This is a genomic window from Kineococcus sp. DHX-1, assembly GCF_042473625.1.
In the GTDB taxonomy this organism is placed as follows: domain Bacteria; phylum Actinomycetota; class Actinomycetes; order Actinomycetales; family Kineococcaceae; genus Kineococcus.
On sequence record NZ_CP170445.1, the window covers coordinates 121,977 to 148,547 of the forward strand.

22 protein-coding genes and 1 riboswitch are annotated in these 26,571 nt (G+C 74.0%); of the genes, 12 read left to right on the top strand and 10 right to left on the bottom strand.

All coding sequences use genetic code 11. The features are described from left to right. Positions 1-21 precede the first annotated feature (21 nt). Together ACFEMC_RS00505 and ACFEMC_RS00510 are read right to left on the bottom strand one after the other, a co-directional pair. A complete protein-coding gene (locus tag ACFEMC_RS00505) occupies positions 22-1,305 on the bottom strand; it encodes an alpha-L-fucosidase (RefSeq protein WP_380172554.1) in 1,284 nt (427 codons plus the stop codon). A 234-nt stretch (positions 1,306-1,539) separates the two neighbouring features. Further along, a complete protein-coding gene (locus ACFEMC_RS00510) occupies positions 1,540-2,448 on the bottom strand; it encodes a LysR substrate-binding domain-containing protein (protein WP_380172556.1) in 909 nt (302 codons plus the stop codon). Positions 2,449-2,520: 72 nt separating this feature from the next. On the opposite strand from ACFEMC_RS00510, the gene ACFEMC_RS00515 reads away from it, so the two are divergent. Next, complete coding sequence (locus tag ACFEMC_RS00515) at positions 2,521-3,759, top strand: MFS transporter (RefSeq protein ID WP_380172558.1); 1,239 nt, start codon at positions 2,521-2,523, stop codon at positions 3,757-3,759. Then, a complete protein-coding gene (locus ACFEMC_RS00520) occupies positions 3,756-4,583 on the top strand; it encodes an NAD-dependent protein deacetylase (protein WP_380172560.1) in 828 nt (275 codons plus the stop codon). Before ACFEMC_RS00515 ends, ACFEMC_RS00520 begins: the two co-directional genes overlap by 4 nt. On the opposite strand, the gene ACFEMC_RS00525 is transcribed toward ACFEMC_RS00520, so the two are convergent. Genes ACFEMC_RS00525 through ACFEMC_RS00540 form a run of 4 tightly spaced genes read right to left on the bottom strand, consistent with a single transcriptional unit; the run spans position 4,565 to position 8,587 of the window. After that, positions 4,565-5,233, bottom strand: coding sequence for a class II aldolase/adducin family protein (locus ACFEMC_RS00525; protein WP_380172562.1), 669 nt, complete (start codon positions 5,231-5,233; stop codon positions 4,565-4,567). The genes ACFEMC_RS00520 and ACFEMC_RS00525 overlap by 19 nt on opposite strands. Beyond that, the gene (locus ACFEMC_RS00530) at positions 5,230-6,279 is read right to left on the bottom strand and encodes a zinc-binding dehydrogenase (RefSeq protein WP_380172564.1); all 1,050 of its coding nucleotides are present in this window, start codon (positions 6,277-6,279) and stop codon (positions 5,230-5,232) included. Before ACFEMC_RS00530 ends, ACFEMC_RS00525 begins: the two co-directional genes overlap by 4 nt. 29 nt (positions 6,280-6,308) lie before the next feature. After that, complete coding sequence (locus ACFEMC_RS00535; protein WP_380172566.1) at positions 6,309-7,808, bottom strand: FGGY-family carbohydrate kinase; 1,500 nt, start codon at positions 7,806-7,808, stop codon at positions 6,309-6,311. Continuing rightward, complete coding sequence (locus ACFEMC_RS00540) at positions 7,805-8,587, bottom strand: DeoR/GlpR family DNA-binding transcription regulator (RefSeq protein ID WP_380172568.1); 783 nt, start codon at positions 8,585-8,587, stop codon at positions 7,805-7,807. The genes ACFEMC_RS00535 and ACFEMC_RS00540 overlap by 4 nt, the downstream gene beginning before the upstream one ends. A 172-nt stretch (positions 8,588-8,759) precedes the next feature. Between ACFEMC_RS00540 and ACFEMC_RS00545 the strand changes: the two genes are divergently transcribed. From ACFEMC_RS00545 to ACFEMC_RS00555, 3 genes are all read left to right on the top strand, one after another. Beyond that, the gene (locus tag ACFEMC_RS00545) at positions 8,760-9,971 is read left to right on the top strand and encodes a hypothetical protein (protein WP_380172570.1); all 1,212 of its coding nucleotides are present in this window, start codon (positions 8,760-8,762) and stop codon (positions 9,969-9,971) included. Positions 9,972-10,031: 60 nt separating this feature from the next. Then, positions 10,032-10,140, top strand: a riboswitch (SAM riboswitch). Positions 10,141-10,153: 13 nt separating this feature from the next. Then, the gene (locus ACFEMC_RS00550) at positions 10,154-11,581 is read left to right on the top strand and encodes an amino acid permease (protein ID WP_380172572.1); all 1,428 of its coding nucleotides are present in this window, start codon (positions 10,154-10,156) and stop codon (positions 11,579-11,581) included. Next, positions 11,578-12,948 (top strand): NtaA/DmoA family FMN-dependent monooxygenase, encoded by a 1,371-nt coding sequence (locus ACFEMC_RS00555; protein WP_380172574.1) that lies wholly within the window; start codon positions 11,578-11,580, stop codon positions 12,946-12,948. The genes ACFEMC_RS00550 and ACFEMC_RS00555 overlap by 4 nt, the downstream gene beginning before the upstream one ends. A gap of 142 nt (positions 12,949-13,090) precedes the next feature. On the opposite strand, the gene ACFEMC_RS00560 is transcribed toward ACFEMC_RS00555, so the two are convergent. Next, positions 13,091-14,926: a glycoside hydrolase family 15 protein gene (locus ACFEMC_RS00560; protein WP_380172576.1), complete on the bottom strand. Its 1,836-nt coding sequence runs from the start codon at positions 14,924-14,926 to the stop codon at positions 13,091-13,093. 166 nt (positions 14,927-15,092) lie between these two features. Here ACFEMC_RS00560 and ACFEMC_RS00565 point away from each other — a divergent pair, with 166 nt between their 5' ends. The 5 genes from ACFEMC_RS00565 to ACFEMC_RS00585 all read left to right on the top strand — a co-directional run bounded on the left by ACFEMC_RS00565 (position 15,093) and on the right by ACFEMC_RS00585 (position 22,025). Beyond that, complete coding sequence (locus ACFEMC_RS00565) at positions 15,093-16,661, top strand: diguanylate cyclase (RefSeq protein WP_380172579.1); 1,569 nt, start codon at positions 15,093-15,095, stop codon at positions 16,659-16,661. A gap of 659 nt (positions 16,662-17,320) precedes the next feature. Further along, positions 17,321-18,886 carry a GAF domain-containing protein gene (locus ACFEMC_RS00570; RefSeq protein WP_380172581.1) on the top strand — a complete coding sequence of 522 codons (1,566 nt, stop codon included), beginning with the start codon at positions 17,321-17,323 and terminating at the stop codon, positions 18,884-18,886. An 88-nt stretch (positions 18,887-18,974) separates the two neighbouring features. After that, positions 18,975-19,892: an alpha/beta fold hydrolase gene (locus ACFEMC_RS00575; protein ID WP_380172583.1), complete on the top strand. Its 918-nt coding sequence runs from the start codon at positions 18,975-18,977 to the stop codon at positions 19,890-19,892. Next, on the top strand, positions 19,889-21,685 hold the full coding sequence (locus ACFEMC_RS00580; protein ID WP_380172585.1) for a putative bifunctional diguanylate cyclase/phosphodiesterase: 1,797 nt from the start codon (positions 19,889-19,891) through the stop codon (positions 21,683-21,685). Before ACFEMC_RS00575 ends, ACFEMC_RS00580 begins: the two co-directional genes overlap by 4 nt. Positions 21,686-21,722: 37 nt before the next feature. Further along, on the top strand, positions 21,723-22,025 hold the full coding sequence (locus ACFEMC_RS00585; RefSeq protein ID WP_380172587.1) for a nucleoside triphosphate pyrophosphohydrolase: 303 nt from the start codon (positions 21,723-21,725) through the stop codon (positions 22,023-22,025). 10 nt (positions 22,026-22,035) lie between these two features. Here the strand turns inward: ACFEMC_RS00585 and ACFEMC_RS00590 are convergent, their stop codons facing one another. Then, positions 22,036-22,629, bottom strand: a complete 594-nt coding sequence (locus ACFEMC_RS00590) for a TetR/AcrR family transcriptional regulator (protein WP_380172589.1) — start codon at positions 22,627-22,629, stop codon at positions 22,036-22,038. Between the two features lie 49 nt (positions 22,630-22,678). Here ACFEMC_RS00590 and ACFEMC_RS00595 point away from each other — a divergent pair, with 49 nt between their 5' ends. Both ACFEMC_RS00595 and rlmC read left to right on the top strand, forming a co-directional pair. Continuing rightward, entirely contained in the window at positions 22,679-23,143 is a 465-nt protein-coding gene (locus ACFEMC_RS00595) for a GNAT family N-acetyltransferase (RefSeq protein ID WP_380172591.1), read from the top strand. Positions 23,144-23,158: 15 nt separating this feature from the next. Beyond that, entirely contained in the window at positions 23,159-24,274 is a 1,116-nt protein-coding gene (gene rlmC, locus ACFEMC_RS00600; RefSeq protein WP_380172593.1) for a 23S rRNA (uracil(747)-C(5))-methyltransferase RlmC, read from the top strand. Between the two features lie 157 nt (positions 24,275-24,431). Here rlmC and ACFEMC_RS00605 read toward each other — a convergent pair whose 3' ends face one another. Both ACFEMC_RS00605 and ACFEMC_RS00610 read right to left on the bottom strand, forming a co-directional pair. After that, positions 24,432-25,070 carry a TetR family transcriptional regulator gene (locus tag ACFEMC_RS00605; RefSeq protein ID WP_380172595.1) on the bottom strand — a complete coding sequence of 213 codons (639 nt, stop codon included), beginning with the start codon at positions 25,068-25,070 and terminating at the stop codon, positions 24,432-24,434. Next, positions 25,063-26,568, bottom strand: coding sequence for a chemotaxis protein CheW (locus tag ACFEMC_RS00610; protein WP_380172597.1), 1,506 nt, complete (start codon positions 26,566-26,568; stop codon positions 25,063-25,065). Before ACFEMC_RS00610 ends, ACFEMC_RS00605 begins: the two co-directional genes overlap by 8 nt. Between the last annotated feature and the right edge of the window lie 3 nt (positions 26,569-26,571).

Genomic DNA, 26,571 nt, shown 5'->3' on the forward strand with positions numbered 1-26,571 from the left:
CCGCGGCCCTCGACGGTCCGGTCAGCGCGTCCGGCGGAACTGCACGACGACCGGCCCCTGCACCTGCGCACGGGGCAGCGGGACCCGCAGGGAGCCGTTCTGGACGGTGACCTGGACGGGCACCTCGCGGACACCCGTGGGACCCCCGTCCAGCACGTGGACGCTCGTCGTCTCGAGGTCGGCGGGGTCGACGACGAGGTCGATCTGACCCTCGGCGCTCTGGACGACCGCGTAGGCGCGCTCGCCGTCCGCGCTCGCCGTCCAGCGCACCCACGGGTCGTCCTGCGGACCGGCGATGCCCGTGGGCAGCGGCCCGGCCCCGTGGACCGCGCGGTCGTTGACCGCCATCCAGTCCGCCAGGCCCTCCAGGCAGCGCCGTTGCGGCGCGGGGATGCGGCCGGCCGCGTCCGGCCCGACGTTCAGGAGGAGGTTGCCGCCGCGGGACACGACGTCGACGAGGTGCCGGACCGCGGCGGGGCCGTCGAGGGACAGGCCGAGCTCGTCCTCGCGCTGGTTGTACCCGAACGACAGGCCGATGCCCCGGCAGTTCTCCCAGGCCTCCGTCCCCTCCAGGGCGGTGCCGGCCTGGTACTCGCTCGTGCGGAAGTCCCAGTGCGTCACGCCCCAGCGGTCGTTGACGACCCCCTCCGGGTTCCGCGCGTAGAACTCCTCGAGGACGTGGACGAAGCTGTCGGGCCCCGCGGGTTTCCCGGCGTCGGGCCAGTCGATGTCGCCCCACAGGACGTCCGGGGCGTACCGCTGCACGAGGTCGCGCACCTGCGCCGTCGCGTACCGGGCGTACTCCAGGCCGAGGGGGCGGGCGCCGGAGTCGTCGTCGGCGTCCCAGATCGGGCCCGTGTCGGCCGCGTGCCAGTCCAGGCCACCGGAGTAGTAGACGCCGAACCGGAGGCCCGCGGCTCGGGTGGCGCGGGCGAACTCGCCGACGAGGTCGCGGTGGGGGCCGCGCGCGACGGTGTTCCGCGTCCCCGTGCCGGGGGCGTCCCACAGCGTGATGCCGTCGTGGTGCTTGGTCGTCGGCACGACGTAGCGCGCCCCGGCGCGGGCGAACAGGGCGACGAGCGCGTCGGCGTCGAACTCCTCGGCCCGCCACTGGTCCAGGAAGTCGTCGTAGGGCGCGTCGCCGTACGTGCTGCGGTGGTGCTCCGCGGCGGGGGACCCCGGGATGCGGATGGTGTTCATGTACCACTCCGCGTACGGGTTCCGCAGGAACCAGTCGTCGTGGTGGGTGCCGTGCTCGCCGAGGGGTTCGGCCCACGCCGGCACCGAGTAGGCGCCCCAGTGCACGAAGATCCCGAACCGCGCGTCGGTGAACCAGGCGGGACGGGACGGACGAAGCGTTCGTACTCCGCCGGGCGGCGGGCGGAGGGGTCGAACATCGCCACGGTGGCTCCAAGGGGGGCGGTGGCGCGTCGCCACGGGGGAGGAACGACGCGCCGCCGCCCTGCACGAACGAGCATACGGCTGCGCGTTCGGTCAGGGAAGTGCCGTGCGGGGACCCGGTTCAGGTCCGGTGACCCGTCACGGCAGCAGCACGTCCCGCCGCGCCAGCACCACTTCCCGGAACGCCGCCGCCACCCGGGGGAGCTCCTCGTCGCGCCGGACGAGCCCCAGCACGCGGGTGGAGGCCGGCCCGGTGAGCGGCCGCTCCACGACCCCGGCGAACGCCTCCGACGTACCGCGCTGCGCGGCCGGCAGCAGGGCCACGCCGAGACCCGCGGCCACCAGGCCGCGCAGGGTGTGGCTGTCCTGCCCCTCGAACGCGACGCGCGGGACGACGCCGTGGTGGGCGAAGAGCACCTCGGCGGCCTCCCGCAGCCCGTACCCGGGTTCGAAGAGCACGAACTCCTCGTCCGCGACGGCGGCGAGGTCCACGGGGCCCGGGACGGCGAGCGGGTGGTCCTCGGGGAACCCCACGACCAGCGGCTGCTCGACGAGCGGGTCGCTCAGCAGGCCCGGGCGGTCCGGGACGGGGGAGGTGAGGACGAGGTCGACCTCACCCGCGGTCAGCTGGTCCAGGACGGCGCCCGCAGCGCCCTGGTGCAGCTGGAACCGCACCCCGGGGTGCTCCCGCCGGAACGCCCGGACGAGCCCGGGCACGGCGGCCGCGCCCAGCGTGTGGAGGAACCCGAGCGAGACGCGGCCGGTGTCGACGGCGTCGTCGTCGCGGACGGTCCGCACCCCGCGGTCCAGGTCGGCCAGCGCCCGCCCGGCCACGTCCGCCAGCGTCCGCCCCGCGGCCGTCAGCCGGATGCCCCGGCCCTCCGGCACCACGAGGGGCACCCCGACGGCCCGCTGCACCCGGGCCAGTGCCCGGCTCACCGTCGGCTGCTGCAACCCCAGGAGGTCCGCCGCCCGCGTGACGTGCCCGGTCTCGCCCACCGCTGCGAGCACCCGCCACGGCGTCACCAGGGCTTCCACGTCGTCCACCCGCTCAGTCTGCATGGATCAGGACCGTTCGCGGCATTGGACGCATGGTTCGTGCGTTCCTACCGTCGAAGGGTGAGTCTCGACGCCCGCACCGGCACCCCGCCCTGGCTGGGGCACGAACGCGGCACCCCCGGCTACCGGCGGATCGTCGTCGCGCTGTTCGCCGCCGGGGTCGCCACCTTCGCCCAGCTCTACTCGGTGCAGTCCGTGCTGCCGGCGCTCGCGGACGGACTGCACCTCGGCGCGTCGCAGGCCGCCCTCGGCGTCTCCGTCGCGACGGGGGCGCTCGCCGTCTCGGTCGTCGGCTGGAGCGCCGTCGCCGACCGGGTCGGGCGGGTCCCCGCGATGGTCGCCTCGGTCGTCCTGGCGAGCCTGCTCGGCCTCGCCGTCCCGCTCGCCGCCTCGCTCGGCCCGCTGCTCGTGCTGCGGGCCCTGCAGGGCGCCGCGCTCGGCGGACTGCCCGCGGTCGCCATGGCCTACCTCGCCGAGGAGGTCCACGCCCGCGAGGTCGCCCTCGCCGCGGGGGCCTACGTCTCGGGGAACTCCGTCGGCGGGCTCACCGGCCGGATCGTGTCCTCCGGCGTGGCCGACCTGTTCGGCTGGCGGTGGGGCGTGACGGCCGTGGCGCTGGTCGGGATCGCCGCGACGGCCGTGTTCTGCCTCCTCGTCCCGCGGTCGCGGGGTTTCGTCCGGCACCGCCGGGTCAGCGGCCCGCCGCTGCGGGACCGGGTGCGGCGCGCCCTGTCCGACCCGGCGCTGCTCGTCCTCTACGCCCAGGCGCTGCTGCTCATGGGCGGGTTCGTCACGGTCTACAACTACCTCGGGTTCCGGCTCCTGCGGGCGCCGTTCTCCCTGTCGCAGGCGGTCGTCGGGCTGCTGTTCGTCGTCTACCTCGCCGGCACCCTGAGCTCCTCGGTCGCCGGACGCCTCGCGGCGCACGGTCGGTTGCGGGTGCTGCTCGGAGCCGTGGCGGTGTTCGCGACGGGCTGCGTGCTGACGGTGTCGGCGCACCTCGCGCTCGTCGTGGCCGGGCTGGTCCTGCTCACGGCCGGCTTCTTCGCCGCGCACGCCGTCGCCAGCGGCTGGGTCGGGGCACGCGCCGAGCCGGGCGTGCGCGCGCAGGCCTCGGCGCTCTACACGTTCGCCTACTACGCGGGGTCCAGCGTCGTCGGCTGGCTCGCGGGCTTCGCCTTCTCCGGCGGCGGCTGGGTCGTCGTGGTCGGCGTGGTCACGGCCCTCGCCGCCGTGGCCGCGGTCCTGGCCGCTCTGGGCCTGCGGGGTCGGACCCCGGCGGGCAGCATGGGGGCGTGATCGAGGAACTCGCCGACCTGGTCGGTGCGGGCGGAGTCTGCGTGCTCGAGGGCGCGGGCATGTCGACCGGATCGGGGATCCCCGACTACCGCGGACCGAACGGCTCCCTGCAGCGGCACACGCCCATGACCTACCAGGAGTTCACCGGGTCGGCGGAGAACCGGCGCCGCTACTGGGGGCGCAGCCACGTCGGGTGGGAGCACTTCCGCCGGGCGCAGCCGAACGACGCCCACCGGGCGGTGGCCGCGCTGGAGCGGGCCGGCCTGCTGACGGGGGTGATCACCCAGAACGTCGACGGCCTCGACCTCGCCGCGGGCACGCGCGAGGTCGTCGAACTGCACGGCAACCTCGACCGCGTGGTGTGCCTGCACTGCGGCGAGGTCACCGACCGGGCCGAGCTCGCCGACCGCCTGACCGCCGCGAACCCGGGGTTCACCGCCCGGGTCGAGGAGTTCCAGGCGCTGAACCCCGACGGCGACGCGGACCTCACCGACGCCCAGCTCCAGGGTTTCACGACCGTTCCCTGTCGCCGGTGCGGCCAGGACGCGCTCAAGGCCGACGTCGTGTTCTTCGGCGAGACGGTCCCGAAGGACCGGGTGGCACGGTGCTTCGCGCTGCTCGACTCCTCCCGGTCCCTGCTCGTGCTGGGGTCCTCCCTCGCCGTCATGTCGGGCTACCGGTTCGTGCTGCACGCCGCGAAGCACGACCAGCCCGTCGCGGTCGTCACGGCCGGGCCGACCCGGGGGGACGAGAAGGCGACCGTCCGCCTCGACGCGCCCCTCCAGGACGTCCTGCCGGACCTGCGTCAGCGGCTCGGGGTCTGACGCGACTGCCCGTAGCCCGCGAGGCCCGCGGCGACGCGCGCGATCTCCTCCGCGGGCAGGGTCCGCACGGGCAGCCCGGTGGCCATGGCCCGCAGCTGCACGTCGCAGACGTACTCCAGGTAGGCCACCTGGCTCAACGTCTTCGCCAGGTCGTTCCCCACCACGACCGCCCCGTGGTTGCCCATGAGCGCTGCGGTCCTGTCCTGCAGTGCCGCGGCGACGCCCGTCGCGAGGTCGTCGGACCCGAAGGTGGCGTAGGGGGCGACGCGGATCCCGCCGCCGAACAACGCCGTGTAGTAGTGCGACGCGGGCACCTCGTCGACCAGGGTCGACAGCGCGGTCGATGCCGGTGCGTGCGTGTGCACCACGGCCGTGTGGGCGGAACTCTCGTACACGGCCAGGTGCAGGGGGAGTTCGCTGGAGGGTTTCAGCGGGGCGTCGACGGGTTCGCCGTCCATGCGGTGGACGCCGACGTCGGCACCCGTCATGGCCTCGTAGTCCAGGCCGCTGGGGGAGATCACGACGAGGTCGCCGACGCGGACGGAAACGTTGCCGGCCGTGCCGACGACGAGGCCGTCGCGGGCGAGCGCCTTGCAGGTGTCCGCGACCTGCTGCCGGACTCCGGCGAGGTCGTCCAGTCCACCGCTCACGGCTGCAGCCCCGGCTGCAGGATGAACTTGGAACCGCGGCCCGCGGCCATGTCCTCGAGGCTGTCCACGAGAGCCTCCAGCGGCCGGACCTCCGTCACGAGCATGGTCCCGTCGACCTTGCCGGTGCTGAGGAGTTCCACGGCCGTGCGGACGTAGTCGGGGGTGTGGTGGAACACGCCCTTGAGCGTGTACTCCTCGTAGTGCATGGCGGAGGAGTCCACCGAGAACGGGGCACCCTTCGGAGTTCCGCCGAACAGCACCGCGGTCCCGCCCGGGCGCAGCGTGCGCACGGCCTGTTCCCACACGGCGGGCAGCCCGACGGCCTCGATCGAGACGTCCGCACCGCGCCCACCGGGGGTGCGGGCCTTGATCGCCGCGACGCGGGAGTCCGGGTCCGGCAGGTCGCTGAGGTCAATCGTCTCGACGGCGCCGGCGGCCCGGGCCTGTTCCAGCCGCCACGGCGTCTGGTCGACCGAGACGACGCTGGCGCCCCGCAGCGTGGCGAGGCGGGTGAACATCAACCCGATGGGTCCGGCGCCGTGCACGACGACGGTGTCCCCGAGGGAGATCCCCGACTCGTCGATGCCGTGGACGACGGTCGCGAGGGGTTCCAGCGGGGCCGCCGCCTCGAACGACAGGCTGTCGGGCATGACGTAGGTGTTGCGCGCCACGATGGACGCGGGGATCACGACCTGCTCGGCGAAGGCGCCGTTGAGGAACTCCAGGTTCTCGCAGAGGCTGAGCCGGCCGCGCGTGCAGGCCCAGCACTGACCGCACGGGGCGGTGTTCGCGGCGACGACGCGCTGACCGGGGGAGAACCCGGTGACGCCGTCGCCGACGGAGCGCACGACGCCCGCGAACTCGTGGCCGAACCGCGAGGGCAGCACGGGGAACAGCTTCGGGTGACCGCGCCGGTAGGACTTCAGGTCCGTCCCGCAGGTGGCGGCGGCGCGGACGTCGACGAGGACCTCGCCCGGTCCGGGTTCGGGGTCGGGGACGTCCTCCATCCGCAGGTCGCCGGGGCCGTGGAAGATGGCGGCTCGCACTGGGTCTCCTCTGGGTGGACGGTGAGGGGTCAGACGTGCAGCGCGTGCAGGACGTCGCGCAGCGTCGGGTACAGGGACTTGTAGAGCGGCAGGAGGGCCTCGTAGCGCTGCACGTTCTCCGGCAGCGGTTCCACGACCTCCTCGAAGCTGGTGAGGGCGTGCGAGGCGGTCGCCAGGTCGGGGTGCTCGCCGAGGGTGGTGAGGGCGACGACGGCCGCGCCGAGGGCACTGATCTCGCCGTCGGCCCGCTTGTGCAGGCGCCGACCCAGGACGTCGGCGAGGACCTGCCCCCACAGGGGGCTGCGCATCCCGCCGCCGATCGCGCGGATCGAGCGCACGGGTCGACCCGTCGCCTCCTCCAGGCCGTCGAGCTGCGTGCGCAGTTCGAACGCGATGCCCTCCAGCAGCGAGCGGTACATGTGCGCGCGGGTGTGGAAGCCCCGCCAGCCGAGGACAGCGCCGGAGGACAGGGCGTCCCAGTGCGGGGTCTGCGTCGCGTTCCAGTGCGGCAGCGTCAGCAGACCCTCCGAACCCACCGGGACGGCGGCGGCCGCGGCTTCCAGCGCGGGGTCCGGGCGGCCGTCGGCTCCGGCCTCGCCGAACTCCCTGCGGAACCACGTGGACAGGAACGTCCCCGAGGAGGAGAACGTCTCCAGCGTCCGCTGCCCCTCGAACGCCGACACCATCGTGCGGTAGGCGCGGGAGGGCCGGTACTCCTCGTGCTGGGCGCCGATGACGACGGCCGTGCCCATGACGAGGTAGGCGTCGCCGGGTTCGGTGACGCCGACACCCAGGCCGGCGGCCTGACCGTCGCCCAGGCCCGCGACGACCACGGTCCCCGCGGCGAGCCCCCACGCCTGCCGCACAGCGGGCAGGAGTTTCCCGAGGTCCGCGCCGACGGGGACCAGGTCGGGCAGCTGGTCGCGCCGCACCCCGGCGATCCGCAGGAGGTCGCGGTGGTAGTCCTTCGTCTCCACGTCCAGCAGGGCCAGGGGATCCATCGACGCGGTGCTCGTCACCCAGCGACCCGTGAGCCGCTGCACGAGGTAGCCCTGGACGTCGACGACGCGGTGGGCGCGGTCGAGGACGTCGGGGTGGTGGTCGCGCAACCAGGCCAGCTTGTAGAGGCCGGGGGTGATGTCGGCGGGTTTCCCGCAGAGCCGTTCGACGTGCTCGCTGCCGTCGCGCGCCACCTGCTCCGCCGCGCGCCCGTCGAGCCAGAGCATGGCCGGAGCGAGCGGTTCGCCGGCCTCGTCGAGGCACACGAACGACTCCCGCTGGTGGCTGATGCACAGCGCGCGGACGACGCCGCGGTCCGGGAGGGACTGCAGGGCAGCGCGGACGGCCTCGTCCAGCGCGGTCCACCACGACCGCGCGTCCTGCTCGGCGCGACCGGGCGCGGGGGAGCGCGTCTGCAGCGGGGAGGACGCCGAGGCCAGGACGGTGCCGTCCGACGCCGTGACGAGGGCCTTGACGGCGGTCGTCGAGCAGTCGACGGCGATGACGGCGACGACGGGCGAGGTGTTCACGGGTGCGCCTCCTGCGCGACGACGAGGTCGACGCCTGCAGCGCGCACGGCGTCGAGGTCGGCGGGATCGGTTTCGGCGTCCACGACGACGACGTCGAACTCCGTCAGGTTCCCGATGCGGTGCACGGCGCGGCGGGTGAACTTCGTGTGGTCGGCCAGCAGGACCCGCAGTTCCGCGCTGCGCAGGAACGCGCGCTTGAGGTCGGCCGTTGCCCGGGACGGGTGGAAGCAGGCGCCGTCGGACACGGCCGTCACGGACATGAACACGACGTCGTAGTGCAGGTCGGCCAGGGCGGCGATGGCGCTGGAGCCGCCGAAGGAGGCGAACTCGGGGACGAACTCCCCGCCCACTGCCGTGAGCCGGACCTCCGGTTCGGTGGCGAAGGCCGTGAGGACGGGCAGGAAGTTCGACACCACGGTGAGGGGTCCGCGCTCCTTGAGGGCGGGGACGAGGTGCAGCGCCGTCGTGCTGTCGTCCAGGGCGACGGCCTGCAGCGCTCCGCGGTCGGCCGCCCACCGCAGGGCCGCGCCGGCGATCGCCCGCTTCTGCGGGACGTTGAGGTCCGCGCGGTAGGCGTGGTGGTGCTCGAACGCCTCGCTCGGCCGGGCCTCGGCCCCCGAGCGCACCTTGCGCAGCACCCCGCGGCTGTGGAGGTGGTCCAGGTCGCGGTGGATGGTCATGGCACTGACGCCGAACTCCTCGGCGAGCGCGTCGATGCGCACGGATCCCTGGGCGCGGACGCGCTCGGCGATCACGTGACGACGGTCGAGGCTGCTCACGGGGCTCCGCTCCGGGGCCGGGGGTCGCATCCGTGCGACCGGCTGGCGTGGAGTCAACCAGTCCTCCGGGGCCTTGGCAACAGGACGGGGCGTGAACTTCACACGGACGACCGTGATGTGCCGAGGCTGTCGCGGGCTGCGAGATCGCCGTGGCGACGGGCACCATCGGGGGGTGTACGAGGACGAGCACGAGTTCGCATCCCCGACGGGTCTCGCGCCGGAGGAGTTGGCGGCGACCCTCCGGCTGGCGGTGAGCGAACGCGGCGGCGGGCACCAGGCGGCGGTCGACCTGCTGGCCCGGTGCGGCGGCTGGCTGCCCGTGCTCGACGCCGCGGGTTTCGTCGCGGTCGGGCCGCCGTCCGGCCGGGACCCCGAACGGCGTCCGCGCGCCGTCGTGCGGTGGGCGGACGCCGTCGCGGCCCTGGAGCACGGCGGCGCGCTGAACGCCGGGTGGGACCGCCACCGGCCGGCCCTGGACGACCGCGTCCTGCGGATCGCGGCCTCGCTCGCGGACGGTCCTGCCGTCGACCTCGGCGCGCTGCTGATCGATCTCGACCGCGAGCGGACGCGGTTCGTCCTGTCGGCGGTCGAGGCTTCGACCCAGGCGCACGTCGTCGTGTACGAGCGGCGACTGCCCGACGGACGGGACTCGGGGTGGTCGGGAGTCCTCTCCGCGCCGCCGATCGTCCCGTGGCCCGAGGTGGAACCGGACCCGGAGTGGGAGCAGCCGGAACTCGCCCTGTGGCCGGAGCGGGTCGCCGAGGAGGAGGCGGTCGCCTGGGCCGCGGCCAACCCGGCCCCAGCAGTGGGGCTGCCGTTGACCGCTCCAGTGGCGGACCTGCTGTCGCGGTTGCGGGCGCCGGGCGCTATGCGCGGAAAGGGCCTCGGGACGTGGTCCACGACTCCGATCTCCGTGGAACTGCGGGCCCGGACCCCGGCCGAGGTCGAGGCGTGGCTCGGGGGTCCGTTGCCCGAACTCCCGCCCCTCGTCGCGGTGGGGCAGCGGTGCTGGTGCTTCAGCCGAGGGGAGGAGGGGGACGAGGGGTTCGAGGTGGTGCTCTGCTGGGTGCCGTCCGGGACGAGCGTCCACGAGGTCGTGCTGCCCCGTTCCGCCGAACGGGACGCGACGGTCCTGCGCGTCTGGGCTCGGTCGGAACCGAGCGGCGCGCCGGAGGACCGGACGAGCCTCATGGACCCCGCCGGCGGGTACACGACCGTCCGCGTCCGTGGTCGCCGGGTCGGGGTGCAGCGCTGGGGGCACGCCGAGTCCGGCCTCGGCTGGATCCGGCGGGGCGGGGCTGACCACCAGTTCCTCCGGCTCCACGTCCCCCGCCTCCCGTCGCAGGCGGTGGAACTGCTGCTGCAGGGCGAGAACCTGGTGTGACCCGTTCCGGGAGTGCGCCCCTTTGACGCTCCCGCCGCCCCTTCCCTAGGATCCGTGGCCGGTCACGAGCGGCAGCCTCGGGCCCTGGCCGGCTGCCCAGCAACCCTCCACCGCGTGGGGTGCTCCAGGTGAAGACCCGGCCGCGCGGAGCGCGCGGCAAGAGCGGACGCGCGAGGAGAACCATGGCCGACACCCCCGTCCCCCTGCAGGCGCAGCCGGGGACCGCCGAACTGCGACGGGGACTGCGGTCCCGCCACCTGGTGATGATCGCCCTGGGGGGCGTCATCGGTTCCGGGTTGTTCATCTCCTCCGGATACACGATCCACCAGGCCGGGCCGCTGGGAGCCGTCATCGCCTACGCGATCGGCGCGGTCGTGGCCTGGCAGCTCATGACGTGCCTCGGCGAGCTGGCCGTGCAGATGCCCGAGTCCGGCGGGTTCCACGTCTACGCCCACCGCATCCTCGGTCCAGCGACGGGTTTCACCACGGCGTGGCTGTACTGGCTGTGCTGGGTCGCCGCGATCGGTTCGGAACTGACGGCGTCCGGCCTGCTCATGCAGCGGTGGTTCCCGGGCGTGCCGGTGTGGGTGTGGTGCGCGGTGTTCGCCGCGGTGCTGCTGGCGGTCAACCTCGCGCCGGTGCGCCTGTACGGGGACACCGAGAGCCTGCTCGCCGCCGTCAAGGTGACCGCCGTCCTCGTCTTCATCGTCGTCGGGGCGCTGGCGGTCGTGGGGATCAGCCGGTCGGACGCTCCCGCACCGCTGCTGTCGAACTTCGTCACGCCGGACGGGCTGCTGCCCGCCGGGATCGGTGGGGTCCTGGTGGCCGTGCTCGCGGTGTTCTACGCCTTCTCGGGCACCGAACTCATCGCCATCGCGGCGGGCGAGACCGACGACCCGGCGCGCGTCGTCCCGCAGGCCGTCCGCACGACGATGGTGCGGCTGGTCGTGTTCTTCATCGGCGCGATCGTCGTCATGGCCGCGCTGGTGCCGTACGCGCAGCTGGGCAGCGCCGACGAGTCCGTGGAGACCAGTCCGTTCGTCACGGTGTTCGCCGCCTCGGGCATCCCGTACGCGGCCGACGTGATCGCCGTCGTCATCATCACCGCGCTCATGTCCGCCGGGGTCTCCGGGTTGTACGCCTGCTCCCGCCTGCTCCGCTCGCTCGCGCTCACCGCGGACCTCCCGCCCGTCTTCGCCCGCACCGACCGCCGGGGCATCCCGGTGCTCGCGGTGGCGGTGAGCCTGGCCGGTGGCCTCGTCTCACTCGTCAGTTCGTACGTCGCGGCAGGAACCGTCTACGTGGTGCTGGTGTCCGTCGCGGGTTTCGCCGTCGTGGCGGTGTGGGCCGTCATCGCCCTGGCGCAGTTCGTCCAGCGCCGCCGTCTGCCCGCTGCCGGGACGGATCCGGCCACGTTGCCGTACCACTCCCGCTTCTTCCCGTTCGCGCCGGTGTTCGTCCTCGTGGCCTGCGGGGTCTCCGTGGTGGCGTCCCTGTTCGACGGGTCCCAGCGGCTGGCCACGGTCATCGGGGTCGTGTTCACCGGCGCCTGCTACCTCGTGCACCGGCTGCGCCGGGGTTCCCGCACCTCTGGCAGGGTTGCGGCGTGAGCAGCAGGACCAGGCCCCTCGTCGTCGCCCTCTACGAACAGGCCAGCGTCGGCTGCGGCGGCGCCCCGGGGTTGTGGACGCACTCCGCGGACGACCGCGTCGGCGTCAACAGCCTCGACCGGTGGCGCCACGTGGCCCGCACCGCCGAACAGGCGGGTTTGCACGCCCTGTTCCTGGCCGACGTGCTGGGGTTGTACGACGTCTACGAGGGGTCGCTCGACGCCGCCGTCGGCGAGGCGGTCGAGGTTCCCGCGAACGACCCGTTCGCCTACGTCCCCGCACTGGCCGAGACCGCGCGCGACCTCGCGTTCGTCGTCACGGCGTCCACCACCTACGAGCACCCGTTCTCCCTGGCCCGCCGCTTCGCGACGCTCGACCACCTGACCGATGGCCGCATCGGGTGGAACGTGGTGACCAGCTACCTGGAGAGTGCCGCCCGCAGCTTCGGGTTGGACCGCCAGCTGGCCCACGCCGACCGGTACGGCAGGGCTGACGAGTTCCTCGAGGTCACCCACCAGCTGTGGGAGACCTCCTGGGACGACGACGCCGTCGTGGCCGACAAGGCCGGCGCGACCTGGGCCCGGCCCGGTTCCGTCCGCCCCCTCGCGCACGACGGCGAGCACTTCCGCGTGCACGGCCCGGCCCTCACGTCCCCCTCGCCGCAGCGCACACCGCTGCTCTTCCAGGCGGGCTGGTCGCCGCGCGGACGGGAGTTCGGGGCCCGGCACGGCGAGGTCCTGCTGCTGCCGCAGGCCGACCCGGTCAAGATCGCCGCCGGGCTCGCCGACGTCCGCAGCCGTGCCGCGGCGCTCGGCCGCGCCGCCGACGACCTGCGGGCCCTCGCCCTGGCGCGCGTTGTGGTGGGCCGCACGGAGAGCGAGGCGCAGGCCAAGTACGACGACCTGCAGAGCACCTACCGGCTGCGGGCCCAGCTCGTCTCGTACTCCGGTGACACCGGCATCGACATCTCCCGCTACGCCGACGACGAACCCCTCAGCACCGTCACGAACGGGCTGTCCAGCTACGTGCTGACGGCAGGCCCGGGTTCGCCGCCGCTGACCGCGGGCGAGGTGCGGCAGCGGTTCACGTCCGTCGCCCGCGGGGGCGACCTGTTCTTCGTCGGAACGCCCGACCAGGTGGCCGACGCGATGGGCGAGCACGCGGCCGCCGCGGGACTCGACGGCTACGTCCTCAACCCGTTGCTCAGCCCCGGGACGCTGGAGGACTTCGCCGAGCTCGTGGTCCCGGCCCTGGCCGGACGCGGCCTGTACGACCCGGCGGTGAAGACCGGAACCCTGCGGTCCCGGGTGCGGGGCGATGGACGGGACCGCCTGAGCCCGACGTACCCGGCCCTGCGGCGGGGCTGACAGCCGCGCGGCCCCGAGACAGGTACTGCTGGCCACCACGGACGGGATGTCTGCACGCCGATCGCGGGAACGACGGTCCTCGGTCGTTTCCGCCACCAGGGTGCAGACATCCCGTACGCGTCCTGAACCCCGCGGACGACAGCTACGACGTCGGCGACCTCGTGCCCTCGGTGCGGGCCAGCAGCACCGCGGAGGAGATCAGCCCGATGTGGCTGAACGCCTGCGGGAAGTTCCCGAGGAACTCACCCGTCGTCGGCTCCACCTGCTCGGCCAGCAACCCCACGTGGTTGACGCGTGCCGCCAGGCTCTCGAACAGTTCTCGCGCCTCCTGCACGCGTCCGCTCTGCACGAGGTTGTCGACCCACCAGAACGAGCACAGCACGAACGCCCCCTCGTTCCCCTCGAGGCCGTCGGGGGAGTCGGCGTGCAGGTAGCGGTACAGCAGTCCGCCGCCGGGGGAGAGCTTGCGCGCCACGGCGTCCACCGTGGCCACCATCCGCGGGTCGGCCGCGTCCACGACGCGGCGCAGCGGCAACGCCAGCAGGCTCGCGTCGAGCGTCCCGGGCTGGTCGAGGTGTTCGGTGAAGCAGCCGTCCTCCTCGCTCCACGCCCGCTCCAGCAGGTCCTCGCGGACGTCGTCGGCGAGCGTCCGCCAGTGCGCCGCACGGTCCGCACGACCGCTGAGTTCGGCGAGCCGCGCGAGGCGGTCGAACGCCACCTGGCACATCGCGACCGAGTAGGTGAACGGGCGGCCCGCGTCGCGGATCTCCCAGATCCCCTGGTCCGGGGTGAGGTGGTGGCGTTCGGCGAGCCGGCCGAGGTGCTCCAGGTGGGCCCACCGCGCGTCGGTCAGGGTTCCACCGTGGCGGACGTGCTGGTAGGCGCAGTCGAGGATCTCGCCGTAGACGTCGTGCTGCAGCTGACCGCTCGCCCCGTTGCCCCAGCGGACGGGACCCGACCCTCGGTACCCCTCGAAGTCCTCGTCCTCGATCTCGTCCTGCGGGAACGTCCCGTCGAGCGTGTAGAGCACGTCGGGCCGGGCGTCCTCCCGGGTCGCGGCGTCGAGCACCCAGTCGAGGAACGCGTCGGACTCCTCGACCATCCCGATGCGCCGCAACGCGTACACCGTGTAGGCGGCGTCGCGGACCCAGGTGAACCGGTAGTCCCAGTTCCGCTCACCGCCGACGGCTTCGGGCAGCGACGACGTGGGGGCCGCGACGACGGCACCGCTCGCGTGGTGGTCGCAGAGCTTGAGGGTGATGGCGCTGCGCAGGACGAGGTCGGCGTGCGGACCGTCGAACCGGACACCCGCGCTCCAGTCCCGCCAGGCGGTGTCGGTGCGCTGCAACGCCTCCGCCAGGGCGTCGGGGTCGAGGTCGAGCGGTTCCCCCGTCCAGGAGAGCGTGAGCGCCCACCGGTCGCCGGCGCGGAGCACGTGCCCCCGGCCGGTGTCCCGGGAGGACGAGAGGTGCAGGGCGCGTTCCCCACCGTCGGGAAGGGGAACCGGGGAACCCTCGACGGCTGCGCCGTCGCGTCCGCGCAGGACGGTGCGGACGTCCACCGTCCCGTGCGTCACCTCCAGCAGCCGGCCGAGGGCACCCGTCGCCGATGACGTCCGGGGGCGCAGTGCGCCGTCCAGCAGCAGCGCGTCCGTGACGCGCAGTGTTCCCGTGCCCGTCGTGAGCTCGGTGACGAGCACCGCCGATCCCGGCAGGTAGTGCTGGCGGCTGCTGCGCAGGTCCCGCACCGGCAGGTCCCAGCGCCCGCCGCGGTCGGCGTCGAGCAGCGAGGCGAAGACCGCGGGGGAGTCGAAGCGCGGCAGGCAGGCCCAGGCGATGCGCGCGTCGAGGCCGACGAGCGCCGCGGTCTCGCCGTCCCCGACGAGGGCGTGGTCGGCGATGGGCGGGTAGCGGTCCGCGAGGTCCTGGCGGACGTCGTCGGTCTGCATCGTGGTGGGGGTGGGGTGCGTCGTCGTCACGGGCGTCTCCCGGCTCGTGGCTGGCGGTGCGGGCCACGCTAGGCGGATCAGCGGCGGTCCGCCCTCCGAGGGGGCATGCTCAAGGGCCGAGGCGTCGAGGTCGATGTCCTGGTGGCCGACGACGGGCGTCGGCGACGGGGCCGCAGCGCGTGGAGGGAGCAGCCGGTTGTCCGCACACCACCACCAGGACGAGCACGCGGACCTGCTGCACCGCCTGCACACCCTCGAGCGGGACCGGGGTTTCGGCCTCGCCGGGCAGGAGCACGAGGCCCGCGCCCTCGAACGTGCCGCGGCGGACGCGGGTTGCGAGGTGCTGCGGGCCCGGGCCCAGCTCGTCGTGGCCGACGTGCTGCAGGCCGCCGGCCGCGCCCGGGAGTCCCTGGAGCTGGTGGTGTCAGCCGGTGAGACGGCCCGCCGGCACGAGGACGCGGAACTGCTGGCCCGGGTGCACTTCCTCCAGTTCGTGCTGCACCTGCTCGCCGGGAACGTCGTCGAGGCCCGACGTCACGGACTCCTGAGCGTCGAGACGTTGCCCGAGTCGGCTCCGGGGTGGCTGCGGGCCGAGCACCTGCTGGCGCTGACGGTCGTCCTCGACGACGCCGCGCACTCCCGCAGCGACGTGTTCGTCGAGCTGGACCGGCTCGCCCGTGCGGAGCAGGACAAGCGGTGGGAGGTGTTCACCGCGAACAACCGCGCCTGGTGGCTGCTGCTGGACGGGGACGTGACCGGTGCGCTGGCGCTCGTGGCCCAGCTGCGCCACCTGTCCGCGCGGCACGGGATCGTGCTGCGGCAGGCCGACCTCGACACCATCGCCTGCATCGAGCTGGCCGACGGCCGTCCCGACGACGCCTTGCGCACCGTCCGGGAGGCGGTGGGGACGGCGGACCGCACCACCACGCAGGCCGACCACCTCGTCCTGGTGATCCTCACCCTGTGCTCGGTCCTGCGCGCCCTCGGACGGACCGACGACGCCGAACGGGAACTCACCCGCGCGAGGGACCTCGCTGCCGCTCGACAGCTCCCCGGCCTCCTCGCCGACGTCGAGGCCTTGCAGGCCGGTCTCTTCGCGGACCGCGGTCAGTGGGAAGCCGCCTACCGCGCCCAGCTCCGGCACGACGCGGCGCGCCGCGCGCTGCAGGAGGCCCAGGACGCGACCCGGGTGCTGCTCGCGCAGGCGGAGTACGACGCCCGCACCGCCCGGCGCGACCGCGACCACTACAAGCTGCTCGCGCACACCGACGCCCTCACGGGACTGCCGAACCGGCGCGCGGCGCAGGTCCACCTCGAGGGCCTGCTGGCGGACGGTCCCGCCGCCGACCTCTCGGTGTTCCTGCTCGACGTCGGCCACTTCAAGGCCGTCAACGACACGTTCTCCCACGAGGTCGGCGACGCCGTCCTGCAGCAGTTCGCCGAGGTGTTGCGCAGCAGCGGGGAACGGATCGGTGCCTTCGCCGGCCGGCTGGGGGGCGAGGAGTTCGTCGTCGCCTTCACCGGTTCGGCGGAGGAGGCCGAGCAGGCGGCGGAGTCGCTGCGCCGCGCGGTGGCCGAACGCGACTGGTCCGACCTGTGCCCGGGGGCACCCGTGACCGTGAGCATCGGCCTCGCCGGGGTGCGCGAGGGCCACACGACGTTCAGCGCGCTCCTCTCGGCGGCCGACCGCCGGCTCTACGCCGCGAAGCGGGCAGGCCGGAACCGGGTCGTCACCCGGGGTTCCGGGATCGCCGCGCGCTCCTGATCCCGCCGCCCGTCAGTGCGTCGGGGCCTGCGGACGCACGTCCGTCGCGATGCCGGTGCTCTCGTCCTGTCGTGACGGACGTGGCCGGGCAGCACCCGACCCGTGGGGAGTTCGTGCACGGCGGCCGGGACCCCACGCCGCCGTGGAACACCGCTTCCCGCAGCAGGGTGGACCGCTGCTGTAGGAGGTCGGCCGTCGCGGACGCGTGCCACTCCGCGACCTCCGTGGGGTCCGTGCGCTCGGCGTGGTGGGCGGCGGAGACGTGGAGGCAGCGGCGACCGCACCGCAGCCCTCGTGGCCGGGCAGCAGGACGAAGTCCACCCCGAGGACACCGACGGCGGTGCGCACGGCGAAGAGGTCCCCCGGGCCTGGCCGGCGACGAGTTCGGCGGGAACGCGCGAGTCCGCACGACGGCGTCCGTGCGGGGCTCCTCGGTGGCCGGCTCCTGTCTCGGACATCAGTTGGCGCGCAACGGGACAAGAGAGGAGGTTGCGCAAGCGCTCGTGTTCTAGAGAAGTAGAAGAACTAGAAGCAACCGCCGAACGAGTGAACGTTTCGTCGCCGTCTCAACCACTCGTCCGGCCTGTCGATGACGTGGGGACAGCGCACCGGCAGTTCCGCCGGGGCCCGACGGCGGGTTCCCTCGTCCCAGGAGCGACATGTTCGGCAAGAACTCCACGGCGGTCCTCGCCAGCACCACCGCCCGGCTCGTCGCCAGCGAGGCCGACGTCGCCGCCATGACCGAGGTGGTGCGCGCCCTGGCGTCGGTGCGGTCCCCGCAGGAGGCGGTGCGGATCGCCCTCGACACGGTCCGGGAGCGGTTCGGCTGGGCCTACGGGTCGTTCTGGGCGCTCGACCCGTCGGGGGGAGGGGGTCGCGGCGTGCTGCGGTTCGCCCAGGAGTCGGGCGACGCCGGGGCCGAGTTCCGACAGGTGACCCTGGAGGCCTCCTTCGCCGAGGGGGTCGGGTTGTCGGGACGGGCCTGGCGGTCCCGCGACCTCGTGTTCGTGCCCGACCTGGCCGAGGTCACCGACTGCGTCCGTGCTCCTGCCGCGCAGCGGGCCGGGGTGAAGTCGGGTGTGTGCTTCCCGATCGTCGACCGCGGGCGGGTCGTCGGGACGATGGACTTCTTCACGACGGAGGTGCTGGCGCCGTCCCAGGGGCGGCTGGACGCGTTGCGCGCCGTCGGCGTGCTCGTCTCCAGCGCCCTGGAACGCGCCCACGAGGTCGTGCGCCAGGAGAAGGCGGCCCAGGACGTCGACGCCGTCTCGACCGTCATCCGGGAACTCACCACGGCCTCGGACGAGGAACTCGTCCTGCGCACAGCGCTCGACGTCGTGCGCCGCGACTTCGACTGGCAGTACGGGTCGTTCTGGCGTCTCGACGAGCAGGCGCAGGTCCTGCGGTTCGAGCTGGAGTCGGGGACCGCGGGTGAGGAGTTCCGCCGCGTCACCCTGTCGGCGTCGTTCGCCAAGGGTGTCGGTCTGTCCGGGCGCACGTGGGCGAAGCAGGACCTCGTGTTCGTCGAGGACCTCGGTGAGATGACCGACTGCGTCCGGGCGCCCGCGGCGCAGCGGGCGGGGGTCAAGTCCGGCGTCTGCCTGCCCGTCGTCGTCGGAGGCCGGCTGATCGGCACGATGGACTTCTTCGCCACCCGGACGCTCATCATGTCCGCGAGCCGGGAGAGCGCGTTGCGCAACACGGCGTTCCTCGTGGGACAGGCCATGGAGCGGCTGACCGCCGGGACCCGGTTGCGGGAGGCCGGCGGGGAGCTGCTGTCCTCCATCGCCGAGGTCGAGCGGAACGTCACGTCCGCCGCCGGTGTCGCCGCCCAGGGCGAGGCGCTGGCGCAGGAGGCGAACGGGCAGGTGGCCGCGCTCGGCCAGGCCAGCAGCGAGATCGACGACGTCGTGCGGGCCATCCAGTCGATCGCGGCGCAGACGAAGCTCCTCGCCCTGAACGCCACGATCGAGGCCGCGCGGGCGGGGGAGGCGGGCAAGGGTTTCGCCGTCGTGGCGGGTGAGGTCAAGGAGCTGTCCTCCCAGACCGAGCGGGCCACCGACGACGTCAGCCACAAGGTCGCCACGATCCAGGACCGGGTGCGGGCCGTCGTCACGTCGCTCGCCGGGATCCACGCGGCCGTCGAGGAGATCAACCACACCCAGGCGCTCATCGGGACCGTGCTGGCCGAGCAGGAGACGACGACCCGCACCGTCCTCACCTGAGCTCCTCCGAGGTCGCCCGTCCGGAGGATCAGGGCCGGCGCCGCCCGCGCCGATGACCACCTCGTCTGCATCCACCGTGAGGACCCTCATGCACCCGACCACCGGTTCCGTCGCCGCGTCGCCCTGCCCCGGTCGGGGCGGGGTCCAGCGGTGCGGGCTGCCGACCCCCGTCCTCAGCGTTCCCGAGCCGTCCTCGGTGCTCACCCGCCACTGCGTGACCGAAGCCGGTGATCCCGACGGACCGGTGCTCCTGCTCGCGCACGGTTTCGGTGCCGGGCAGAGCGCCTGGCAGCGCTTGCTCCCCCACTTCACCGACCACCGCGTCGTCCTCTTCGACTACGCCGGGTCCGGGTCGACGCGCATGGCGGACTTCGACCCGGTGCGCCACGGCACGCTGACGGGGTACGCCCAGGACCTGCTCGAGGTGTGCGCGGCGCTGGACCTGCAGGACGTCAACGTCGTGGCGCACTCGGTCAGCGGGGTGGTCTCGCTGCTGGCCGCGGCCGCCCAGCCCGACCGCTTCGCGTCGCTGTCCCTGGTGGCACCCTCGCCCCGGTACGTCGACGAGCCCGAGACGGGGTGGACCGGGGGTTTCTCGCTGGAGGACATCCACGAGCTCCTGGAATCCCTCGACAGCAACTACTACGCCTGGTCCGCCGCGATGGCGCCGGTCGTCATGGGAACCCCGCAGGACCCCGACCTGGGAGCGGAACTCACCGAGAGCTTCCTGGGCACCCACCCCGACGCGGCCGCGGCCTTCGCGCGGGCGATCTTCCTCAGCGACGCCCGGGACGTCCTGCCGCGGGTGCAGCTCCCCACGCTGGTGCTGCAGTGCCGGCACGACGCGCTGGCCCCGGAGGCGGTCGGGGCGGCCGTGGCGGCCGCGCTGCCGCACGGGCACCTCGTGGCGCTCGACGCGACCGGCCACTGCCCCCACATCAGTGCCCCGGTGCAGACGGCCACCGCGGTCCGCGCCCACCTCGCCGCGCACCTGGCCCGACCGTGACCGTCGTCGTGCCACCGGACGAGGCCGTCGCCGGACCGGTCGCGGCGGGCTGGTGGCAGGAATCCCCGTGCGCCCACCTCGTCCTCGACGGCGACGCGGGCCTCGTGCTGGACGCGAACCGGACGTTCACGTCGTGGACCGGGCTGTCGCGCGAGGACGTCGTCGGCACGCCGTTCGCGCGCCTGCTGCCGGTCGGGGACCGCATCGTGTGGACGACGCACGGGCTGCCGAAGCTCGGCGTGTCCGGTCGCGTCGAGGAGGTCTCGGTCCAGGTGGTCGGGACCGGTGGCACCCGGCACGCGGCCTTTCTCAGCGCCACGAGCGTCACCGGCCCGGACGGTCCGACGGTCCTGGTGGCGCTCTTCGGCGCGCGCGAACGCCGCCGCTACGAGCAGGAGCTGCTGACGTCGAAGCGGGCCGCGGAGGCCTCGGAGGCGCAGCGCGCGGCCGCGGAGGCGCACCTGCAGCACCTCGTCCACCACGACCCGGTCACGGGTCTGCTCAACCGCACGGGTCTGCACGCCGCCCTCGCCACCTCCCTGACGGGTCTGACGTCGGACGGCGCGGACCCGACGGGACGGCTGGCCGTGGTCTTCCTCGACCTCGACGGGTTCAAGGCCGTCAACGACAGCGTCGGGCACGCCGGCGGTGACGAACTCCTGCGCGTCCTGGGCGGACGCCTGCGGGCTGCCCTGCGGCCGGACGCGGTCCTGGCCCGGTTCGCCGGGGACGAGTTCGTCGTCGCCGAGGTCCTCCCCGGAGCGGACGAGGCCGAGGCGTTGTGCCGCAGGCTGCTCGCCGAACTCGCGGCGCCGGTCGTCGTCGCCGGCATCGAGGTCGTCCCCTCGGCCAGCGCGGGCATCGCCTTCGCCGACGTGCCGGGCGACGTGTGGGCCTGCACCGTGGACGGCGGCACCGGAGGACCTGCCTGCGCGGCGGCCGCCGACGCCCTGCTGCGGCGGGCCGACACGGCGATGTACTCCGTGAAGGGCGTCGGCCGGGGTGGGATGGCCGTCCACGACCCGCACGCCGCCGACGGCGCCGCCGACCGCCTGCGACTGCTGCAGGAACTGCGGACCGCGCTCGCCGAGGGGGAGTTCCGGCTGCACTACCAACCCCGGGTCCGGCTCGCCGACGGCGCGACCACCGGGGTGGAGGCCCTGGTCCGGTGGCAGCACCCCGAGCGCGGTCTGCTGGGACCGGGCGAGTTCATCGAGGTCGCCGAGGCGTCCGGGCTGATCCGCGAGATCGGCGCGTGGGTCCTTGACTCCGCGGTTGCTCAGACCGCCGCCTGGAACGCCGCGGGCGTCGGCGTGCAGGTCAGCGTGAACATCTCGACCCGGCAGCTCGCCGACCCGGACCTGGTGCTGCTGGTGACCAGTGCCCTGGCCCGGTACGGCGTCCCGGCGAGCCAGGTCGTCCTGGAGATCACCGAGACGGCGCTGATGGTCGACCCGGAGACCGCGCTGACGACGCTGCAGGCGTTGTCCGGTCTGGGGATGCAGATCGCTGTGGACGACTTCGGCACGGGGTACGCGAGCCTGACGTACCTGCAGCGGTTCCCGGTGCACGAGCTCAAGATCGACCGGTCGTTCGTGTCGGGTGTCGTGGACAGCGGACCGGACCGCGCCATCGTCGGCGCCTGCGTGCACCTGGCCCGCTCGATGGGGCTGGTCTGCGTGTCGGAGGGCGTGGAGACCGACGAGCAGCGGGACGTCCTGCTCTCGCTCGGCTGCGACCTGGCCCAGGGGTACCTGTTCAGCAGGCCGCGGCCGGCGGGTGCGCGCCCCTGACCAGCCGTCGGTGCGGCGGCTGCGGTAGGAAGACCGCGTGGGGAAACTGGTGCGCGACCGCATCCCGGACGTGATCCGCGCGAACGGGGAGGAACCCGTCGTGCGGGTGCTGGGCGGGGACGAGTTCGTCGACGCCGTGCTCGAGAAGGTCGTCGAGGAGGCCGGCGAACTGCGTGCCGCCACCACGGTGGAGGAACGGCTCGCCGAGGCCGCGGACGTCTACGAGGTGCTCGTGGCCGTCGCCGGGGCTTGCGGCACGACGATCGACGAGGTCGTCCGGCGCGCGGCGGCCAAGCGCGCCGAGCGCGGGGGGTTCGGGGACCGCGTCTGGCTGGAGTGAGCCGGCGGCTTCACCCGGTCGGGGACAGCAGCGTGGCGAGGACCCGGTCGAGAGCGGCACGCTGCCGGTGCGGCGTGTAGGTCTGCGGGTCGGCGGCGGCGAGGGCGTTGAGGCCCTCCACCTGCGCCACGAGGGCCACGGCCGCGTGCCGGCGGGCCGCCGGCGCCAGGTCGGGCCGGCAGGCCCCGACGAGCTCACCGACGCGCGTGAGGAACGCGCGGTTGTGCGCCACGTGCACGGCGCGCAGGTCCTCGTCGGGGAGGGCGGCGGCGAGGAAACCCACCCACACCCTGGCTTCCTCGCGCTTGTCGTCGGTCAGCGACAGGGCCTGGCGCAGCACGTCCCGCACGGCGGACGCGGGGTTCTCGGCAGCGCCCGCCGCGGCGTCGGCGCGGGCCCCCGTCCGCTCGTGCAGCAGTTCGCGCGCGTGGCGCAGCAGGGCGCGCTTGTCGGTGAAGGCGTGCAGCACCAGCCCGGTCGTGCAGCCCGCCTCCTCCGCGACGGCCCGCAGGGTCAGGCCGGGCAGGCCCTCGCGGGCCAGCACCGCCCAGACGGCGGCGGACAGCGTGCGGCGCTGGGCGTCGACGTCGCGGCGACGGGGCACGGGGGACCTCCTGGACGAGCGGTTCGTGACAGGCGTTACGGTAACGGACGTGACGGAACAGCAGTTCACCGTGCAGGCCGAACCGTGGGACGCCCCGGACGGCGCCCGCCTGCGGGCGGCCCAGCGGGCCGAGCTCGACGCCCGCTACGGCAGCGACGACCACGAACCGGGGACCGCTCCCACCGCGGACGACGTCCCCGTCTTCCTCGTCGCGCGCGACGCCGCCGGCCGGGCGGTGGCCTGTGGGGGACTGCGCCCCCTCGGTCCGGGCGAGGCGGAGGTCAAGCGGATGTACGTCGACCCGGGATCGCGCGGCAGCGGCGTGGCGACCGCCGTCCTGCGGGCGCTTGAGGACGCCGCCCGGGCCCGCGGGGTGCGCCGGATGCTGCTGGAGACCGGCACGGCGCAGCCGGAGGCCCTGCGCTTCTACCTGCGCGAGGGCTACGCACGGATCGAGGCCTTCGGCCCCTACGTCGGCTCGTCGCTGTCCCTCTGCTGCGCCCGGGACCTCTGAGAGGATGGGGGAGCCATGCAGTGCTCGTACTTCGACGCCCACGCCTGCCGCTCCTGCACCCTGATCGAGCTGCCCTACGCCGACCAGGTGCGCGGCAAGGAGGAACGCTGCGCCGAGCTGCTGGGGGAGAGTCCCGGGCTGCAGTGGCTGCCGACCGTGCGCAGCCGGGAGGACGGGTACCGCAACAAGGCCAAGATGGTGGTGGGGGGGACGGTCGAGCACCCGACCCTGGGCATCCTCGACGCCGGCGGCCGCGGCGTCGACCTGCGCTCGTGCCCCGTCGTGGCCGAGGGCATCCGGGCGGCGCTGCCGCACGTGGCGCGCTTCGTGACGCGGGCCGGCCTCACCCCCTACGACGTGCCCCGCCGGCGCGGTGAGCTCAAGCACGTCCTCGTCACGGAGTCGCCCGCGGGCGAGCTCATGGTGCGGTTCGTCCTGCGCTCCGACCGCGCCCTGCCGCGCCTGCGCGAGCACCTGCCCCGCCTGCTGCGGGAGGCGACGGGTATCGCGGTCGTCACGGCGAACCTCCTGCCCGAGCACAAGGCCGTCCTCGAAGGCGAGGTGGAGGTCGCGCTCACCGAGCGCACGACGCTGCCCATGCCGCTGGGCGGGGTGCAGCTGGACCTGCGTCCGCGCAGCTTCTTCCAGACCAACACCGACGTCGCGACGGCGCTCTACGCCCAGGTCCGGCAGTGGGTGGACGAGGTCGCCCCGGCGTCCGTGTGGGACCTCTACTGCGGCGTCGGCGGTTTCGCGCTGCACTGCGCCGCCCCCGGGCGGCGGGTCGTCGGCATCGAGGTGAGCGCCGAGGCCGTCGAGAGCGCGCGCCTGGCCGCCCGGGACCTGCCGGGGGTCGCGTTCGCCGCCGGTGACGCGACGGCCTTCGCGCTCGCGGCGACGGACGTCCCGGACCTCGTCGTCGTCAACCCGCCCCGCCGGGGCATCGGCCCGGAGCTCGCGGGGTGGCTGGAACGCTCCGGCGTCCGGCACGTCGTCTACTCCAGCTGCAACCCCGAGACGCTCGCCGCCGACCTGAGCGAGATGCCCTCGCTGCGTCCGGTGCGGGCGCGGGTCCTCGACATGTTCCCCCACACCCCGCACGTCGAGGTCGCGGTCCTGCTCTCGCGCTGAGGGGGCCGGGAGTGACGGGAAACACTCGTCACCCCGGCGTGTCGGAGTTTCTAGCAGAGAACTATGCGTCGTGCTCTGGTGACGTTCCCAGGAACTTCCATCGTTGCAGTGACGCCAGGTCTAGAAACTGCCGATCTAGGAAACCCTCAGGAACTGCTCAGGCGCAGGAGCCGTCGAGCCAGCTCTGCAGGACCCGGCACAACGGCTGGAGTTCCTCGTCCAGCTGGGTCAGCGCGTCGCGACCGACCTCCTCGACGTCGAGCCAGCGGCGCAGCATCGCGACGTACCCGCCGTGCACGGCGCCCGCGATGCTCTGCGGCGCCACGTCGCTCGTGGAGAAACCGTGTCTCCGGGCCACGAACGAGGCGATCTGGTCCCGCCACGCCGCCCACTGCTCGGACTCGCCCGAACGCAGCTCCGTCGACTCGAACAGGACGCGGACGCGCTGCATCCACATGCCTTCGTCGTCCAGGACCCGTTGCAGCGCAGTCACGACGCTGCCGCGCACGAGGTCCATCGTGCCGTCGGAGGAGTCCGCGGACGCGTCCAGCGCCTCGCCGAGACCGCCGGTGAACTCGTCGAAGCGCCACCAGATGATGGATCCCTTGGACGGGAAGTAGCGGAAGAAGCTCGTCTTGCTCACGCCGGCCGCGGCGGTGATCTCCGCCAGCGTCGTCTCCTCGAACCCCTTCCTCAGGAAGAGTTCGATGGCGACGGTCTCGATCTCCTCGCGGGAGGAGGCGGGCGGGCGTCCACGACGGGGGGCGGCGGGGGCTTCCACCGACTGCTCAGTCACGTGTGACAGCGTGCCACAACTCCGGCCCCCGGGAGGGGGCCGTCGCGGTCCTGCTCACCCGGACGAAGGGTTCGGCCAGGGCGTGCAGGTCCACGCAGGCGAGCAGCGGACCCGTGGCCGAGCCCGTCCGCACGAGGGGTGCCCGTTCCTCGGCCGCCGCCTCGTCGAGGGCCTCGCGCCACACCGGACGCTCGATGTCGCACAACTCCTCCACGACGAGACCGACCCGGCGCGGAGGACCGTCCGGGTCGTCCGCCGGGGGACGCACCAGGAGGACGACGCCCGCGGTGGGGTCGGCGAGCCGTCCACGGCCCAGCAGTTCGGACAGGTCCAGCAGGGGCACCACGTCGGTGTCGGTGACGAGGGCGCCGAGGTCGGAGCTCCCGCCGATCCACGGCACGGGGGCGGCGGGGAAGGGCACCACCCCGTCCACCTGGTCCAGCGGGGCCGTGACCGTGCCGCGGGCCCGGAAGAGCACGACGGGGTCGTGGCGGGGGACGGCCGTGACCTGGCCGGTGACCTCGCCGGCGGGCGCCGCGGCCCCCGGACCGGTGTTCAGGGAGGTCAGCGCGCTGACCTCGGGGTCGGCGAGCAGGGCGGCCACGTCGAGGACGAACGCCGGCCCCTGGGGCAGGCGGGCCACGTCCCGGACGACGCCGGCCGCCAGACCGCGCGAGGGCGGTGCCGTCGAGCGCGCCGACGGCGCCACCCGCACGATGTCGAGCGCCTCGGCGAAGACGAGCGCGAGGAGCCCCCGCTCGGAGCGGACGAGCAGGGCCTGCCAGGAGGTCGACCGGTCCGCCGGGGGCAACCCCAGCAGCGCCAGCGGGTCCACGACGGGCAGCCGGACGTCGCCGTGGTCGGTCACGCCCAGGCACCACGACGACGACAGCTGCGAGGGTCGGGGGGACAACGAGGGCAGCGTGGTCTGGACGTCCGCGACGTCGATCGCGAGCAGCACGTCCCCGGCGCCCCCGGCCGAGGTGCACCGCACCACGAGGTGGGCGGGGTCGAGCCCGGTGCCGGTGCCCGCAGGGGGTCCGCCCTCGGGGTCCGGGGCGCTGGTCATCGCGAGCACCCCGGGGACGCCGAAGACGGCGGCCGGGTCCAGGAGACTGCCCACCTCGCCGGTGCCCGGCCGCACGAACGCTGCCGTGAACAGGCGCCGCTCCCCGGCGGCCACCGGTTGCAGCGCCGCCGGGTCGAGGGTGACGACGTCGTGGACGCTGTCGACGAGCACCCCGAGGGCGCGGCCGTCGTGCACGAGGACGACGACGCCCATCGCCGCCGCGGGGGAGGCGGTGCCGTCGGTCGTGCCGGTGAGCGCCGCGAGGTCCAGGACGGGCAGGACCGTCTCGCGCAGCAGCACGGCCCCGACCAGCCCCGGTGCGGCCGTCGGCAGGGCGTCGAAGCGCTCGGGCAGGGGGACGACCTCACGCAGCACGTCCACGGGCAGGGCGACGAGCGCCCCCTGCACGCGCAGGAGTCCGACCTTCACCGC